Source organism: Actinomadura sp. NPDC048021 (assembly GCF_040653135.1).
Classification (GTDB): Bacteria; Actinomycetota; Actinomycetes; order Streptosporangiales; family Streptosporangiaceae; genus Spirillospora; species Spirillospora verrucosospora.
Window position 1 is genome coordinate 466539 of sequence record NZ_JBEZJQ010000001.1, and the last position, 15074, is coordinate 481612.

13 protein-coding genes are annotated in these 15074 nt (G+C 73.4%); 9 read left to right on the forward strand and 4 right to left on the reverse strand.

Annotated elements, in window-relative coordinates:
• Positions 1-31 precede the first annotated feature (31 nt).
• Both AB0C87_RS02295 and AB0C87_RS02300 read right to left on the reverse strand, forming a co-directional pair.
• Positions 32-448, reverse strand: a complete 417-nt coding sequence (locus AB0C87_RS02295) for a hypothetical protein (protein ID WP_345179835.1) — start codon at positions 446-448, stop codon at positions 32-34.
• A gap of 229 nt (positions 449-677) precedes the next feature.
• On the reverse strand, positions 678-932 hold the full coding sequence (locus tag AB0C87_RS02300; RefSeq protein WP_345179833.1) for a hypothetical protein: 255 nt from the start codon (positions 930-932) through the stop codon (positions 678-680).
• Between the two features lie 360 nt (positions 933-1292).
• On the opposite strand from AB0C87_RS02300, the gene AB0C87_RS02305 reads away from it, so the two are divergent.
• Entirely contained in the window at positions 1293-2729 is a 1437-nt protein-coding gene (locus AB0C87_RS02305; RefSeq protein WP_353833334.1) for a hypothetical protein, read from the forward strand.
• Between the two features lie 59 nt (positions 2730-2788).
• Positions 2789-3526 carry a hypothetical protein gene (locus AB0C87_RS02310; protein WP_353833333.1) on the forward strand — a complete coding sequence of 246 codons (738 nt, stop codon included), beginning with the start codon at positions 2789-2791 and terminating at the stop codon, positions 3524-3526.
• A gap of 13 nt (positions 3527-3539) precedes the next feature.
• Here the strand turns inward: AB0C87_RS02310 and AB0C87_RS02315 are convergent, their stop codons facing one another.
• Positions 3540-4124 (reverse strand): hypothetical protein, encoded by a 585-nt coding sequence (locus AB0C87_RS02315; protein ID WP_353833332.1) that lies wholly within the window; start codon positions 4122-4124, stop codon positions 3540-3542.
• Between the two features lie 167 nt (positions 4125-4291).
• Between AB0C87_RS02315 and AB0C87_RS02320 the strand changes: the two genes are divergently transcribed.
• The gene (locus tag AB0C87_RS02320) at positions 4292-5086 is read left to right on the forward strand and encodes a helix-turn-helix domain-containing protein (protein ID WP_353833331.1); all 795 of its coding nucleotides are present in this window, start codon (positions 4292-4294) and stop codon (positions 5084-5086) included.
• Here AB0C87_RS02320 and AB0C87_RS02325 read toward each other — a convergent pair.
• The gene (locus tag AB0C87_RS02325; RefSeq protein WP_353833330.1) at positions 5074-5424 is read right to left on the reverse strand and encodes an MmcQ/YjbR family DNA-binding protein; all 351 of its coding nucleotides are present in this window, start codon (positions 5422-5424) and stop codon (positions 5074-5076) included. The two genes, AB0C87_RS02320 and AB0C87_RS02325, sit on opposite strands and share 13 nt — an antisense overlap.
• Before the next feature lie 84 nt (positions 5425-5508).
• Between AB0C87_RS02325 and AB0C87_RS02330 the strand changes: the two genes are divergently transcribed.
• The 6 genes from AB0C87_RS02330 (at position 5509) to AB0C87_RS02355 (ending at position 15064) form a co-directional block, all read left to right on the forward strand.
• The gene (locus tag AB0C87_RS02330; protein ID WP_345179821.1) at positions 5509-5844 is read left to right on the forward strand and encodes a CU044_2847 family protein; all 336 of its coding nucleotides are present in this window, start codon (positions 5509-5511) and stop codon (positions 5842-5844) included.
• Between the two features lie 7 nt (positions 5845-5851).
• A complete protein-coding gene (locus AB0C87_RS02335) occupies positions 5852-7522 on the forward strand; it encodes a trypsin-like peptidase domain-containing protein (protein WP_353833329.1) in 1671 nt (556 codons plus the stop codon).
• Positions 7523-8512, forward strand: a complete 990-nt coding sequence (locus tag AB0C87_RS02340; protein ID WP_360576132.1) for a MoxR family ATPase — start codon at positions 7523-7525, stop codon at positions 8510-8512.
• A complete protein-coding gene (locus AB0C87_RS02345) occupies positions 8502-13178 on the forward strand; it encodes an SAV_2336 N-terminal domain-related protein (protein WP_360576134.1) in 4677 nt (1558 codons plus the stop codon). The genes AB0C87_RS02340 and AB0C87_RS02345 overlap by 11 nt, the downstream gene beginning before the upstream one ends.
• A 39-nt stretch (positions 13179-13217) precedes the next feature.
• The gene (locus AB0C87_RS02350) at positions 13218-13793 is read left to right on the forward strand and encodes a TetR/AcrR family transcriptional regulator (protein ID WP_345179814.1); all 576 of its coding nucleotides are present in this window, start codon (positions 13218-13220) and stop codon (positions 13791-13793) included.
• A gap of 71 nt (positions 13794-13864) precedes the next feature.
• The gene (locus AB0C87_RS02355; RefSeq protein ID WP_360576136.1) at positions 13865-15064 is read left to right on the forward strand and encodes a Cmx/CmrA family chloramphenicol efflux MFS transporter; all 1200 of its coding nucleotides are present in this window, start codon (positions 13865-13867) and stop codon (positions 15062-15064) included.
• Positions 15065-15074: the final 10 nt, after the last annotated feature.

Genomic DNA, 15074 nt, shown 5'->3' on the forward strand with positions numbered 1-15074 from the left:
GAGCCGTCTCCACGGTCGCCCGCTCACGGCTTCAGCATTGCTCCAGGGCGGCGTCCATGGCCCGGTCCCTTCCGCGGATCAGGCTGAGCTTCCGGCCGGGTTCGGGCAGTTCGACCCCGTGCTCGGCCAAGCACGCCTGGAACCGATTCCCCTCGGTCACCCGCACCAGGACGGCCTGCCCCGGCTCCATGAGGGACGCGCATTTCTCGATCCCCCGGTTGATCCGCTGCTCGTTCCCGCCGGCACGGTCGTCTTCGGGCAGCCGGACGCCGTGCGTACGCAGGCAGGCGAAGAACCGGGACTCCAAGGTCGCCGAAGGCGACGGCGCACTCGGCGACACGGACGCACTGGCCCTCGGAGGAGCCGAGGAGTCACCGCCGTCGCCGCCGCACCCCGCCACGGCGATGAGCGTCACCGTGAAGCCGACGAGCGTTAAGACACCACGCATACCCGCATCGTCCTCTCTTACGGCAAGAACGGCAGGCGCCGCCCACGCGCGACACTAATGCGCCAGTAGAAGGTGGCACAATTCCGGCGCGGACCGCCATCCGGCCGACGCGACGACCACCTGATCGCAGGGCCGGCGGCCCCCGAGGGGCCAGAAACATAGAAGCGGCACCTGGGGGCCGCTTCTATGGGTGTTTCAGCCGGCCGTGCCCGGCCGGCTGTTGCTTCGGTCAGGCGCCGTCTCGCAGCGCCTGCCGCGCCCGCCGCATCGCGGGTGTGGACGCGTTGCGGGGGTCCACCAGCGACTCCCAGAGCGTCTGCCCGGCGCTGCGGTTGCTCACTTCGGCCATCTGCCGCGCACCCGCCCTGACGACGGGGTCGTCCGTGCGCAGGGCCAGAAGGGTGTAGTCCTCGGCACGATTTCCGCAGGCCCGCTGGAATTCGCTGAGCCGTTCTTGCTCTCTTCTCCTTCGCCTCGATGCCATGACAGGCTCCTTCGGGGTCTTTTGTTTGTTGGGAAAGGACGGCTCGGTGACAGCCCGTCTCGGCCACTACCGTCCCGCTCCCCCGGCCGTCAGCAACGAGCCGGTTCGACGGTCACGGAGTCCGCGGTCCGTGCGATCCTCGGTCCCGCTGCACCCGGTGGCGACGCGGCCGGGCGGGAAATGCCGCCGCCACCTGGTCGTCTGCGGTGGACAGCACGGGCGGGCGGGGGCGGCGCTGGTAGGCTCTCGGCCGATGCGTGGGCGGCAGTGAGTGACGTAGTGGCCCGCCCCGGCGCGACGCCGCCGGTCCAGGACCGGCGCAGGATCTGTCCGCCCGCACGTCCCACAGTTAGGTACCCGGTGTCGTTCTCCCCTTCGACCGTCCGCCGCAACTGGCTGTTCTGCGCGGTGCTGCTCGTGGGCGTCGTGCTGCGGGTGCTCGCCATGGTCGGGTTCCGGGGCGTGCTGTGGTTCAACGACAGCTACGACTTCGTCCGGATCGCGGACGACCCGTTCCCGCACCCGATGAGGCCGTCCGGGTACGGGCTCTTCCTCTGGGTGCTGAAGCCGTTCCACAGCCTGGCGCTGGTGACGGCGCTCCAGCACGCGGCCATCCTCGGGCTGGCCGCGCTCGGATACCGGATGCTCGTCCGCGACTTCGAGGTCCGGCGGCCGTGGGCGGCGCTGGCGGTCGCGCCGGTGCTGCTCGACTCCTTCCAGGTCGAACTGGAGCACCTGCTGCTGTCGGACACCCTGTTCACCGTCCTGGTGTTCGGCGCGATGCTGCTGCTGGCCCGGCCCGGGGAGGCCGGCTGGCGGCGCGCCGCGCTAGTGGGCGCGCTGCTCGGCGTGGCGGCCGTCACGCGGACCGTGGGGGTGCCGCTCTTCCTCATCGCCGTCCTCTACCTGCTGCTCAGGCGGACGCGATGGCCGGTGTACCTGGCGCTCGCCGTGACGTTCGCGCTGCCCGTCGGGGCGTACGCGACGTGGTTCCAGCGGGAGCACGGCCGGTTCCAGATGACGGGCGTGGACGGCATCTTCCTGTGGGGGCGGACGGCTGCGTTCGCCGACTGCGACGCGTTCGCGCCCCCGCCGGACCTGGCGGGGCTCTGCCCGTACGGCGCCAAGGACGACCGGCCCGCCTCCTCCCACCAGATCTGGGAGGACAACTCGCCGACCGGCTGGTCCAACGGGCAGGCGTTCGACGAGGAGACCAACGCGCGGGCGCAGCGGTTCGCGTTGTGGGCGATCAAGAACCAGCCGCTCGACTACCTGCGCGTCGTCTCCTACGACTTCTTCGTCCGGACGTTCTCGTGGCACCGGTCGCGCTACCCGACCGTGGGCACCGAGGCCCGCTACCACTTCCCCACGCGGCCCACGGCGCGCAAACCGAGACTGCCCGTCTACGGGGGCGGAGACCGGGGCGCGGTCGTGTACGAGTACTCGCACGGGACGGGCCGCACGCACGTCGTCGAGCCGTACGCCGGTGTGCTGCGCGGCTACCAGAAGCACGTGAGCGTTCCGGGGACGGTGCTCGGCGCGGTGCTGCTCGCGGGCGCGGCCGGGATCGTGTGGCGGCGGGGCCGCGCCCGGACGGCGCTGTTCTGGACGTCCGGCGTCGCCCTCCTGGCCATTCCTCCGATCACGGTCGACTTCGACTACCGCTACATGCTGCCCGCCCTGCCGTTCGCGTGTTTCGCCGCCGCGCTGGCGTGGGGCCGCCGCCGCCCGGTCACGGCCGAGCCGGAGGCCGAGCCGGTCGAGGCGACGCCCGAGGTGCAGCCCGCCGACGCCTGAGACGGGTTGAGTACGAGAGCGGATACCGCCGCGCGGCGGCCGCCGGGATCATTGGCGGCATGCGCCGATTCGTGATCCCCCTGGTCGTCCTGCTCGCCGCCGGCTGTGGGCAGCTGGGCCGGAGCCCCGAGGACGTGGCCGCCGCGGACGCGCGGAAGGCCGCAGAGCGGGCCGGGGACCGGGTCTACGACTCCCGGGTGCGGCCCGCGCGGGACATGGGGCACCGGGCGGCGGACCTCGACGGCGTGGAGGTCATGCGGGTGACCGGCGTCTCGACCGCCGGGGACGGGGTGCGGCTCGTCCTCCGGACGGAGGGGACGGCGCCGGAAGGCGGCTGGTTCCCGTCCTCGACGGTCACCGTGCGGCGGTGCTTCGAGCTGCGGTTCTCGACCACCACCGAATGGCAGAACTACGGAACGCGGCAGGTGCCGTGCCCGTCCGGGGCGCCGCTCGCTTTCCCGCCGTGGCCGAAGACGCCGGAGATTCCGTTCGAGCGGCTGGGCAAGGCGCTGCCCCGTGTGCCGAAGGGAGGCCGGGCGGACGAGGCGAAGATCCGCGCGGCGGTCGCGTCGCTGCGGCTCGACCCGGCCATCCGGCGCGAGTTCGCCGCCAGGGGCGACGTCGTCGGCGTGGCCCTCACCGTGAAGCCCTACGGGTCGGACGTCTTCGACTGCGTCCTGGCCCGTGTCGCGCCGGGCCGCACGAACGTGTGGACGCCGCCCCGGATGCAGCGGATGGCGGGCGAGGGCGGCTGCGGCGCCGGCAACGCCGTCGACCCGCTGCCGCCGCCGCACTGAGAACGCGCGCCGGTCAGCGCATGAAGGGCCGTGGGGGCGGCGGCGGGGGCGGCGGGGGCGGCCCGGGGCGGTTCACCTCGGCCTCGGCCTCCATCAGCGGGCGCTCCCTCGCCATCCGCAGGCCGGGGAGGGCCAGGAGCAGTCCGGGGACGCACACCGCCGCGCACACGACCAGGCCCCGGAAGACGATCTTCTCTCCCTCGCCGGGATCGCCGGTGTCCAGCGCGGACAGCAGGAAGCGGGTGAAGGCCACCAGCGCCGCGCAGACGACGAGGTGCCCCAGGATGATCAGAAGCCGGCCGATCCGGTCCCGGGCGCCGCGGCGGCGGGCGCCGCGCCACAGGTAGCGGCCGATCGTCAGCACGGTGGTGCCGACGATGACGACGGTGAAGCCGTTGACCAGCGGTTCCATCGCGGGCCCGGCGCCGCTCAGCCCCTCGGAGCCGAGATCGGGGCCGAGGTCGGCGCCCAGGATCGACTGGACGCCGTAGAGGAACCCGAGCACCATCGCCGCGGCGCCGACGACGATCAGGAGCAGGCCGAGCAGTAAGAACAGGACGTTGGGGCGGTGGACCCCCGGACGGTGGTACTGGGTCATGTGATGGCTCCCCCCGGGTGTGGTCGGGACTCCGGCGCGGCGACGGCCCCCGTGGCGCGGCGCCGCGTTCGCCACGGTCGCCGAGACCGGTTCCGGACGCCACGGGAGCGTGTCACTGAGTGACCCGCCGGTGGCTTTTCGTCCGTCCGGGCAGGACCATGGAACGCATGGACGACCGCACCGTGACCGGCCGCGTCGTCGCCGTCCTCGACGCGGTCGCCGCCCGCGGCGGGCCGATGACGCTGGCCGACCTCACCCGCGAGGTCGGCGTCCCCAAGCCCACGGTGCGGCGCATCGCCGCCGACCTGGTGGCCCGGCGGATGCTCCGGCGCGACCCCGACGGGCGCTACCGGCTGGGGCCGCGCCTGCTGGACCTCGGGAGGCGGGCGGCCCTGCAGGAGGGCCTGCTCCACGCCGCCACCCCGCACGTGCAGGACCTGTTCGCCCGCACGGGGGAGATCGTGTGGGTCTGCGAGATCAGCGAGGGCTCCATCACGTTCATGACCATTGCCTACGGCGCCAACCGGGCCCCCGACGTGCGGCGCGGGGAGTGGTCGAACGACCCGAGGAGCGCGGCGCTGCAGGCGTCCGCGCTCGGACGGGTGGTGCTCGCGGAGCGGCCCGACCTCCTGGAGGGCCTGCGCGGGAGGCCGCCAGCGCCGCAGACACCGCGGGGCACGACGTCCTGGCCGCGTTTCCTGGACGAGGTCAACGCCGTGCGCGACACTGCCATCGCGGTGGAGCACGAGCAGTGCCAACTCGGTTTCAGCTGCGTCGCCACGGGGGTGCGCGGCCCGGACGGCGCGCTGGTCGGCTGCCTCGGCGTGACCGGCCGCACGGGCAGCCTGCCCACCGGGCGGATGGCGCGGCTGCTCCCCGCCGCGTCGGACGGCATCGCCCGCGCCGCCGGGGCGCTGCTCGCATCACCCCCGCGCCCGTCGGACGGGCGTCATCCGTTCTGAGGGCCGAGGCGCGCTGCGGCGACCTTCTTCGGGACGACCATCCGCCACGCGTCGGTGACGAGTTCCTCCATCTCGGCCTCGTCCAGCGCCGCGGTCCAGGCGTGCACCCAGTTGAAACGCATGTCGGATTCACCGGGGAGGTGGAACTTGTCCGGCTCGGATTCGACCAGGGCGAGCCGCTCCTCCTTGGGGAACGCGAACCCCATGACGGTCTCGTCCCGCGAGAAGGCGACGTAGACGATGGAGCCGACGCGGAACTTCACCCGGTCCCTGATCAGGTGCTCGGACGTGCGGGGCAGCGTCGCCGCGAAGGCCCGCACCTGCTCGACGGTGATCATCCTGTCCTCCTGTGGCCGCGCCGCCGCCGGTGCGGCACTTCCAGCAAAGCACCCCGCACCGCATGATCTTGTTAGATTTGCCGGGTGAACGAACTCGTGCGCTGGCAGACCGAGAACGGGACCGTCGTCGTGGAGACCGACGACCGGGAGCCGGGGTTCCAGTCGGTGTCGCTCTCCGGCGACCTGATCCACGACGCGGTCGGCAAGTTCGAGGACGCGTTCCAGAACGTCCGGGAGGCGGCGCAGTCGGCGCTCGCGTCGCTGCGCGGCGGCTCCCTGAACCCCGACGGGATCGAGCTGGAGTTCGGCGTCAAGCTCAACGCGGCGGCCGGGGCCGTCATCGCCAAGACGTCCGTCGAGGGCCACCTCAAGGTCAAGATGACGTGGGGGCAGCAGCCGCGCGCCGCGGAGGAGGCGTAGCCGCATCGTGGACGACTGGCAGTGGCGCGCCTGGGTCGGCCCGCCGTCCGGCGGCAGGCTCGGCGCGGCGTTCCTCGTCACCGCGACACGGCTGCTGACCTGCGCCCACACCGTCCACGGGCGGGACGAGGTGCGCGTCGGGTTCCCCGGGCTGCTGGAGGACCTGCCCGCCAGGGTCGTGCGGCGCGGCGACTGGGAGCGGGCGGGAGACCCCGGCGACGTCGCCGTCCTCGAACTGCGCGAGCCGGTCGCGCTGACCCCCGCCACGCTGGCCGCGCCCGACGGCCCGCACGAGGGGAGCCTGCTCGGACGGACGTTCGGGGTGTGCGGGTTCCCGCGCCGTCCCGACCAGAACGAGCGGCACGCGTCGGTGACGACGTTCCCGCACCGCGGGATGCGGCGCGAGTGGTGGGAGCTGAAGACCGGCCAGGGCGACTGGCTGGAGGAGGGCTACAGCGGCTCCGCCGTGTACGACACGGCGACGGGCGAGGTCATCGGCATGGTGACGAACGCCGAGCTGAGGCACGGCGACCGGGCCGACCTCGGCTGGATGCTGCCCATCGCGCACATCCGAACGTACTGGGAGGAACTCGACGATCTGCTGCCGCTGCGGTGGCTCACCCCCGACGCCCGCCGCGAGCTGCGGGAACTCCTGGACGGTGTCCGCTACACCGACCCGCTCGCCGCCGACCTCGAACGGATCACCGGCCGGCGGGCGTTCGGCGGCTTCCGGTCGGCGTGGGGATCGGTGCGCTACGTGGCCGAGGGCTGGGCGGAGGACCGGCTCGTCCGGTACCTCGCGGCGCTCGGGCCGCACCTGTCCGAGTCCGCCCGGCTGCGGCTCACCGCGTGGTCCGCGCGGCACCTGCCCGGCGCCGCGCCCGCCGCCCCGCGCTCGGGACCCGCGTCGGTGATCGTCCGGCTGGAGCGGGTCACGTTCGACAACGCCTTCGACGTGACCGTGCACACCTGGATCGACGGGGCCGAGGGTCCGGGGCGGCCGACCGAGCGCGTCCCGGACCGGCGGGTGCGGCCGGTGGTCGAGGCGGGCGTGGCGGCGCTCGCGCCCGCGCTGTTCGGCCGCGACTGGATGATCGAGTTCGCGGTGCCGGAGGGCTGGCTCGGCAAGCCGTTCGAGCAGTGGTACGTCGACCCGCGCAACAGGATCCCCATGCGCAAGTACCCGGTCGTGGTACGGGACGTGGAGCGGCTGCGGCCCGACTCGATCCGCCGCGACCAGGCCCACCACCGCTGGCGGCTGCTGATCGAGCGCGGCCGCAGCGAGCCCCGTCCCATCGCGTGCGACGCGCCGCGCCGGGGCAGCGACTTCCAGGACTGGCTGGAGGCCAACATCGACTTCTGCGTGCTGGTGTACGGGTCGCGGCCGGTGAAGAGCTGGCTGACGGCCGCGCTCAACAACGGCGTCCCCGTCATGATGTGGACGCGCACCCCGTGCGACGCGTCCTCGCACGGCGACTGCCGGGGGCACCGCGTCCTCGACGAGCTCACCGCGGCGGTCGGCGACCGGCATCCGGGCGACCTTCCGCGGCTCGCGCTCGCGCTGCGCAAGGCCGCGCTCGTCGCCCCCAAGGACACGCCGCACTGCGGGCGCGACCTGACGCTGCTGTGGGACGATCCGTCCCGGCTTCCCGACCCCCCGCTCGCGATGGAGGTATAGGTGCCCGACTGGCTGCTCTACACCGGGAGCCGACGCACGCACGACGGCATCGACCGGCTGCCTCCTCCGCCGCCGTGGCGCGCGTTCGACGGCGACCCCACCGTGGAGCCCCCCTCCGGCGGATCCGGGAACGAGCACCAGGCGACCACGTACCGTCCGTCCGACGACGCCGTGCAGCAGGTCAACGCCGCCCTCTACCTGCGCCGCCCGCTGCTGGTGACGGGGCCTCCCGGCACCGGGAAGTCGACGCTGGCCTACGCCGTCGCCCACGAACTGGGGCTCGGGCCCGTCCTGCACTGGCCCATCACCAGCCGGACCACCCTCCGCGACGGCCTCTACCAGTACGACCCGCTCACCCGCCTGTACGCGGCCGGACGGCACGACGCGGCCGGACGGGACGACGCCGCGCGCGAGGAGGACATCGGCCGCTACATCCGCCTCGGCCCGCTCGGCACGGCGCTGCTGCCCTACCGGCGGCCGCGCGTCCTGCTCGTCGACGAGATCGACAAGAGCGACATCGACCTGCCCAACGACCTGCTCACCATCTTCGAGAAGGGCGAGTACGAGCTGCCCGAGCTGACCCGGCGGGCCGACCCGGTCGCCGAGGTCATGACCGCCGACGGGCCGGGCGCGCGGGTCACCGTCACCGCCGGGACGGTCCGCTGCCGCGCGTTCCCGCTGGTCGTGATGACCAGCAACGGCGAGCGCGAGTTCCCGCCCGCCTTCCTGCGGCGCTGCGTGACCGTGGAGCTGCGGCAGCCGTCGGGCGAGGCCGAGCTGTCCGCGATCGTCCGCGAGCACCTCGGGCCGCTCGCCGACCAGAGCGACGACCTCGTCCGCCGCTTCTTCGAGCGCTCCGCGTCCGGCACCCTCGCCACCGACCAGCTCCTCAACGCCGTCTACCTGTGCCGCCACGCCGGCGCCGAGGACCGCCGGGCCCTGGCCGACCGCATCATGCCCTACCTGACCGGGCCCGTCGATGACGATTGACCGGCTCCGGAACGTCCTGTCGGCGGTCGGGCCGCCGCCGGACGCCCGCGAACTCAGCGAGATGCTGTGGCTCGCCTGCCACATCTCCCCGTCCGAGGAGCCGGTCCCCTCGGCCCCGCCGGTTCCGCCGCCCGTGCCCGACGAGCGCGCCGACGACCCCGGCGGCCCCAGGCCGCCCGAGCCCGCGCCCCCGCGCCCCTCCGAACCGCTGACCGAGCTGCGCCCCCGCCCGGGCGCCGACGCGGAGCCGGTGGGCCGCGCGTCCGAGGTGCTCGTCCCGACCGCGCCGATGCTGGCCGACCCGCTCGGCGTCCAGCGTGCGCTGCGCCCGTTGAAGCGGCGCGTCCCGTCCCGGCACCGCGTCGAGCTGGACGAGGACGCCACCGCCGCGCGCATCGCCGACACCCGCCTGTGGACGCCCGTCCTCGTCCCGTCGCCCGAGCGGTGGCTCGGCCTCAGCCTGGTCGTCGACACCGGCCCCACCATGCGGCTGTGGCGCCCCCTCGCCCGCGAGCTGGCCGAGACGCTGCTCCGCCAGGGCGCCTTCCAGGACGTCCACCTCGGCTACCTCGACGGGAACGGCCGCGTCGCCTCCACGCCCGAGGCGCCGCCGCAGGACCCGGGGACGCTCCTGGACGCCTCCGGGCGGCGGGCCGTCCTCGTGCTGAGCGACTGCTCGGGCCCCCACTGGTGGAACGGGCGCGCCGGGCAGGCCGTGCGCCGCTGGGCGCAGGCCGGGCCGACCGCGATCGTCCAGCCGCTCGCCGAACGCCTCTGGCGCCGCACCGCCGCCCCCGCCTCCCCCGGTCTCGCCGTCCTCCCCCGCCCCGGCGCCCCGAACACCGACCTGCGCTTCGCCCCCTACGACGGCGCCGCCGCGCCCGGCGTGCCCGTCCCCGTCCTGGAGATCGCGCCGCGCTGGTTCGGCGCGTGGGCCCGGCTGGTCTCCGGGTCCGAGCCGCAGCCCGCCGCCGTCGCGACGCTGCCGGCCCGCCCGTCCGGGGCGGCGCCCGTGCGGCGCGAGCGGGAACTGCCGATCGCCGAGCGCGTCCGCCGCTTCCTCGCCACCGCGTCCCCGGGCGCCGCCGAACTCGCCGCCCACGTCGCCGTCTCCGTCCCGTCGCTGCCGGTGATGCGCCTGATCCAGCACCGGATCCTCGGCGGCTCGGGCCCCGGACAGCTCGCCGAGGTGCTGCTGAGCGGCCTGCTCCGCCCGGCCGACGGCGTGCGCTACGCGTTCGTCCCCGGCGCCCGCGAGGCCCTCCTCGACACCCTCCCGCGCCCCGAGGCCCTGCACACCCGGCACGTCCTGGAGGCCGTCTCCGCCGAGATCGAACGCCGCGCCGGAACGTCCGCCGAGACGTTCCGCGCCCTCCTCCCCGCCGACGGCGGCCCGGTCGTCCTCACCGCCGACACCGACCACTTCGCCCTCCTCACCCCCCAGGCCCGCTCCCACCTCACCCCCGCTCCCCCGGCCCCGGAGGCGGCTCAGGGCCCGGACCTGCTCGGCCTCTTCGACACCCCGGCCGAGGAGCTTCTCGACCGGTGGGCCGACGCCCCGTGCGAGACCCCGATCGGAGAGGACGGCGGCGGTCGGGTGACGCTGGATCTTCTCCGGAGCACGCCGGAGCTCCCGCACGGCCTGATCATCGCTCCGCGGGTCGACCGCGCCGAGCTGGTGCGGACGACCGTGTTCAGCCTCGCCCTCACCCATTCCCCGGACATCCTGAACTTCGCCTTCGTCGACGCCCACGGGGGGAGACCCTTCGCCGGCCTGGGCGACCTTCCTCACGTCGCCGCCGCCGTCCACGCCGGGTCGCCCGAATCAGTGCAGATCGCCACGTTGATCGCAGCGCTCGAAGACGAGGGCCGCCGCCGCACCACGGCAATACGGAATGCCGGGTTCTCCGCGTGGGACGAGTACCAGGCGGCCGTCGCCGAGGGCGCCGGCCACTCGCCGATTCCCGGCCTGGTGGTCGTCATCGACGACCCCGGTCCGTTGCTGGATGCGCAGCCTGCCCTGATCGACGCCCTCATGTGGCTGTCCGGAGCGGGAGCCCCGGCGGGGATACGGTTCGTCTTCTGCAGGCCGGAAGACTCGCACCTGCCAGGGCCCCTCCAGGACTACGTCGGCTGGAACCTGGGGTTGCGCGGCCAGGGGCTCGCCTTCCTTCACGTCTTCGCGGATCGGGCTTACCCGGTGTTCCAGCCTGCGCACATCTCCATCGACGACGCCGACCGGCTCGTAGCGCGGATGAAGCGCCAAGGGCGACAGGCACGCGAACTCCCCTGGCCGACCGAACCAGGGTCGGTGCCGCTGCCCTCCGCAGCCGACGTCCCTCTGCGCGAGGCGCCTCCCGCCACGGCCCCGCCTCCCGCGCCTTCCCCCGAGTTCGACGTGCTGCGGTTGAACGGCGGCGGGCCGAGCGGGATGCTGCACGAGACATGGGCACTGCCCGCCGAGATGCCGCGCAGCCCGGCGATCGGTTACCGGCCGGGCGGCCATCTCCTCAACCTCTATCCGCTCGATTCCTCGTCGGGCATTCCGCACGGCCTGATCGTGGGCGGTCCCGAGGCCCGCCAGAAGGTCGTCCGCGCCATCACCCTGGCCCTCGCCGCAGGGCACTCACCGACCGACCTGCGATTCGTGTTCGCGGGGATGGGCGAGCATCCTCTCGGGGAGCCCATCGACCTTCCACACGTCCACTACTCCGAGGAAGAGCTGCTCGGCTCGCCGGAGCGACTCCGGCGGTTCTTCGAGTTCCTCTCCGGCGAGCTCGAAGCACGGTCCGCGAGCCCGCCGCAGGACACGCCGCATGTTTCGGATCTCGGCACCGGCCAATGGACGGTCGACGAGCTGTACGAGCAGTTCCGCCAGGACCCCAATTCGGTCGACCGGGTCTGGTGGAACTTCTTCGAGGATTACCAGCCGGGCGAACAGCCCGCCACCCTGCCTCCCGGGTCCCCGTCCACGCCGCCGCCCCAGACGCGGCCGCGCCTCCTCGTGGTCGCCGATCTCTCGCTCACCTTCCCGATCAGCAGACCCGAGGTGGGGGAGACGCTCCTCTCCCTGGCACAGCGAGGCAGAGCGCTCGACGTCCAACTCCTGCTCACCGCGTCCACCGTCGAGAACACCACCATCTGGGGCCGCTTCCTGCCGCTCCTCGGCTGGCGCATAGCGGCGGGCCGCCTGCCACCCGACCAGCTGCGGCACGTCCTCGGGCAGGCGAGCCTCCAGTTCCCGGACGGCGAGCGAACGGCCTACCTCCTCGCCGGAGGCGGCTCCCCCCAGCAGTTCACCGTGGCACCGGAGCCTCCCCGCGACGCCATCGACGACTTCGCCCGCCGAACGCGCACACCCCCTCGGAGTCCTTCGGCGGCGACCGCAACGGAGGGGCTCCGCCCGGAACAGCTCGACCGCCTGATCGCCGACCTGGACGACAGAATCGGGCGCGAGCAGCACACAGCCGCAGGCGTACCCGTCGACGTCGCCGTGGTGCGGGCGGCCCTCCGGGAGATCCTCCAGGCCGACGCCGAAACCGTGCGCTCCGGCGAGCCGCGCCCGTTCCGTCATCTGATCTTTTCGGGTCGATACGGGCCGGAGATGCTCATGACGGCGAGGCTGTACGGCCAGATGCTCAACGAACTCGGAGTCCTGTCTCTGAGCGGCCTTCCCCTCCTCCAAGATGACCCGCCGGTCATATGGTCTTCCGATTCCGCAAGCGAGGGAGAGCCCCTCCCTCGCCGTATCCGCAGCAGCGTCCTGGTCGTCCATGTAGGCGAGCCGCCAGCAATCGCGCTGGACGACTCGTCCGTCCCAGCGGATCTCGAACCCGTGGTCACCATGCTGCAAGAGGAGCCGACCGGCTTCGTGGTCGTCCTCTGCGGGGAGCCGGAGCGACTTGAGCAGATGCTCCGGTCATCCCCTGAACTCGCTCACCACTTCAGGCGGATACACGCCTTCGACGCGGAGGCCGCGCCCCGGCGCGCCCCGGTCTCGCGGAACCGGAGCGTGCGGCTCGGGAGTGATCCGGAGACGGGCGAGGCCGTGCTTCTGGACTTCGACGTCGATCGGCATCTGCTCATCAGCGGCCCGTCCGGTTCCGGGAAGGCGACCCTGGTGCGCAAGATCGTTGACGGGCTGGCGTCGAGTGGTACCGAGCGGGACCGGCTCGTCTACTTCCTGGACATGCACATGAGCCCGCACGACCTCGCACGCGCAGAGGCGTGGGGGCGGGGGGGCGTGCGGCACACGTCGTCGCCGGAGGAATTCGGCAGGATGCTGACCGAGGCCAGGTGGAGCACCAGCGCCCGCCTGCTCAGGCGCAGGGGGCCCTCCATCTTCCTGGTCGTGTCGCACCGTCCGCGCCTGCTGGGAGACGACCCGCTCGCCGCGGCCATTCCCGACCTGCGAACGATGCGCGAGCACGGCGTCCACCTCGTCCTCGCACGGCATCAGATCACGTTCGGCGAGTCGCTCGATCCCGTGGTGACCCTGCTCCGTGACCTCGGCGCACCGGCTCTGCTGACCAGGTACGTGGGCGGGCATGAGGCGAGGCTCTGGGATGTTCCCTCCTCGCTCCAGGGACCCCTGGAGCCTGGCGACGCGCTTCTGGTGCATCCCGGGCGGCAGCGGCTCGTGCGGCTCGGCGATCCGGCCGGATGATATTGGATCGAGCTGTCCATAACGTGTTACGGTGACTGCATGGCGCGGCCGAGGAAGTTCGACGAGGGTCTTGCCGTCGAGGCGGCCATGCGGGCCTTCTGGGCGGACGGCTACGAGGCGACGTCGACGCAGGGGTTGTGCGCGGCGACGGGTCTCGGGCGCAGCAGCATCTACAACACGTTCGCCAGCAAGCGCGATCTGTTCGTCAAGGCGCTGACGCACTACATGGAGGTGCGGACCGGGCGGCTCATCGACCACTTGCAGGGCGGTGAGGGCACGGTGCGCGAGCGCCTCCGGGCGGTCATGGACTGGGCCGCCGAACCGGACGAGGACGACCCGTCCGGATGCCTGGTCGTGAACGCCACGGTGGAGCTCGGGCCGCACGACCCCGACATCGCCGAGCGGCTCGAACGGGACCGGCGGCGGCGGTTCGCCACGCTCAGGGCGGCGATCGAGGACGGGATGCGCGACGGCGAGATCGACGCCGCCAAGGACGCGGGCGCGCTGGCGCATTTCATGATCTCCACGATCAGCGGCATCCAGGTGGCCGCGCGCGGCGGCGCCGGCCCCGACACCCTTCGGGCCATCGCGGACACGGCGATGCTCTCCCTCTGATCCGGGCGGCCGGCGCGCCGCCCTTTTTCACGCCCGAATTTTGTACTGATCTATCCAATACAGGAGGACCGATGCCACTGGCCGTCTACGCGCTGGGACTGGCGATCTTCGCGCAGGGCACGTCGGAGCTGATGCTGGCGGGGCTGCTGCCCGGCATGGCGCACGACCTCGGCGTGTCCGTGCCCGCCGCCGGGTGGCTGATCTCGGCGTTCGCGATCGGGATGCTGGCCGGGGCGCCGCCGCTCGCCGTCCTGACGCTGCGCTGGCCGCACCGGCGGGCGATGCTGGCGTTCCTCGCGGTGTTCGCGCTGACGCACGTGGTCGGCGCGCTCACGCCCGGATACTGGACGCTGTTCGCGATGCGGATCGTCGGGGCGTTCGTCTACGCGGGGTTCTGGGCGGTGGCGGCGGCGACCGCCGTGAGCCTCGTGCCGCGCGACGCGCGCGGGAAGGCGATGGGCGTCGTCGCGGGCGGCCTCACGGTCGCGGCGATCGTCGGGCTGCCCGCCGGGACGGTGGTCGGGCAGCATCTCGGCTGGCGGGCGGCGTTCTGGGCGGTCGCGGCCATGTCGGCCGCCGCGATGGCGCTGGTGGCCGCGACGATCCCCGCCGCGCGCGCGGACGCCGCGCCGCCCCGGGTGCGGGACGAGGTGCGCGCGATGGCCGTCCCCGGCCTGTGGCTGCTGTACGGGACGACGGCGCTGGCCACGAGCGGGCTCCTCGCCGTGTTCGGCTACCTGGGCGCCTTCCTGACGGAGACGACGGGCATCGCGGAGGCGTGGGTCCCCGGCGTGCTGGCGCTGTACGGCGTCGGCGCCCTCCTCGGGATCACGCTCGGCGGGCGGACGGCCGACCGGTGGGGCGTCCCGACGCTGTACGCGGGCTTCGCGGGGCTCACGGTCGTGTCCGCGCTGCTCGCCCTGGCGGCGAGGTCGCCCCTGCCCGTGGTGGTCCTCGTGTTCTTCCTCGGGTTCGTCGGATTCGGGACGAACCCGGCCCTCAACTCGCGGGCGTTCGGCCTGGTGGACGGCGCGTCGACGCTCGTCGCCGCCGGGAACGTCGTCGCGTTCAACATCGGCATCACGGTGGGGCCGTGGCTCGGCGGGCTCGCGATCGACGCGGGGAAGGGCTACCCGTCCACGGCCTGGATCGGAGCGGCGCTGGGCGTCGCGGCGATCGGCGCCGTGGCGGTCGGGTCCCTGGTGCGCGGCGGTCCCCGGCGGCGCTCCGCGGGAGAGGCCGAGCCTGCCAGGTCGGCGATCAGGGCGTGAGGCACCGGAG

What these genes read in the sequence shown, in the direction of transcription:
- AB0C87_RS02295 (WP_345179835.1), bottom strand. Translation starts at nt 448, where the DNA reads ATGCGTGGTGTCTTAACGCTCGTCGGCTTCACGGTGACGCTCATCGCC.
- AB0C87_RS02300 (WP_345179833.1), bottom strand. Translation starts at nt 932, where the DNA reads ATGGCATCGAGGCGAAGGAGAAGAGAGCAAGAACGGCTCAGCGAATTC.
- AB0C87_RS02310 (WP_353833333.1), top strand. Translation starts at nt 2,789, where the DNA reads ATGCGCCGATTCGTGATCCCCCTGGTCGTCCTGCTCGCCGCCGGCTGT.
- AB0C87_RS02315 (WP_353833332.1), bottom strand. Translation starts at nt 4,124, where the DNA reads ATGACCCAGTACCACCGTCCGGGGGTCCACCGCCCCAACGTCCTGTTC.
- AB0C87_RS02320 (WP_353833331.1), top strand. Translation starts at nt 4,292, where the DNA reads ATGGACGACCGCACCGTGACCGGCCGCGTCGTCGCCGTCCTCGACGCG.
- AB0C87_RS02325 (WP_353833330.1), bottom strand. Translation starts at nt 5,424, where the DNA reads ATGATCACCGTCGAGCAGGTGCGGGCCTTCGCGGCGACGCTGCCCCGC.
- AB0C87_RS02345 (WP_360576134.1), top strand. Translation starts at nt 8,502, where the DNA reads ATGACGATTGACCGGCTCCGGAACGTCCTGTCGGCGGTCGGGCCGCCG.
- AB0C87_RS02350 (WP_345179814.1), top strand. Translation starts at nt 13,218, where the DNA reads ATGGCGCGGCCGAGGAAGTTCGACGAGGGTCTTGCCGTCGAGGCGGCC.
- AB0C87_RS02355 (WP_360576136.1), top strand. Translation starts at nt 13,865, where the DNA reads ATGCCACTGGCCGTCTACGCGCTGGGACTGGCGATCTTCGCGCAGGGC.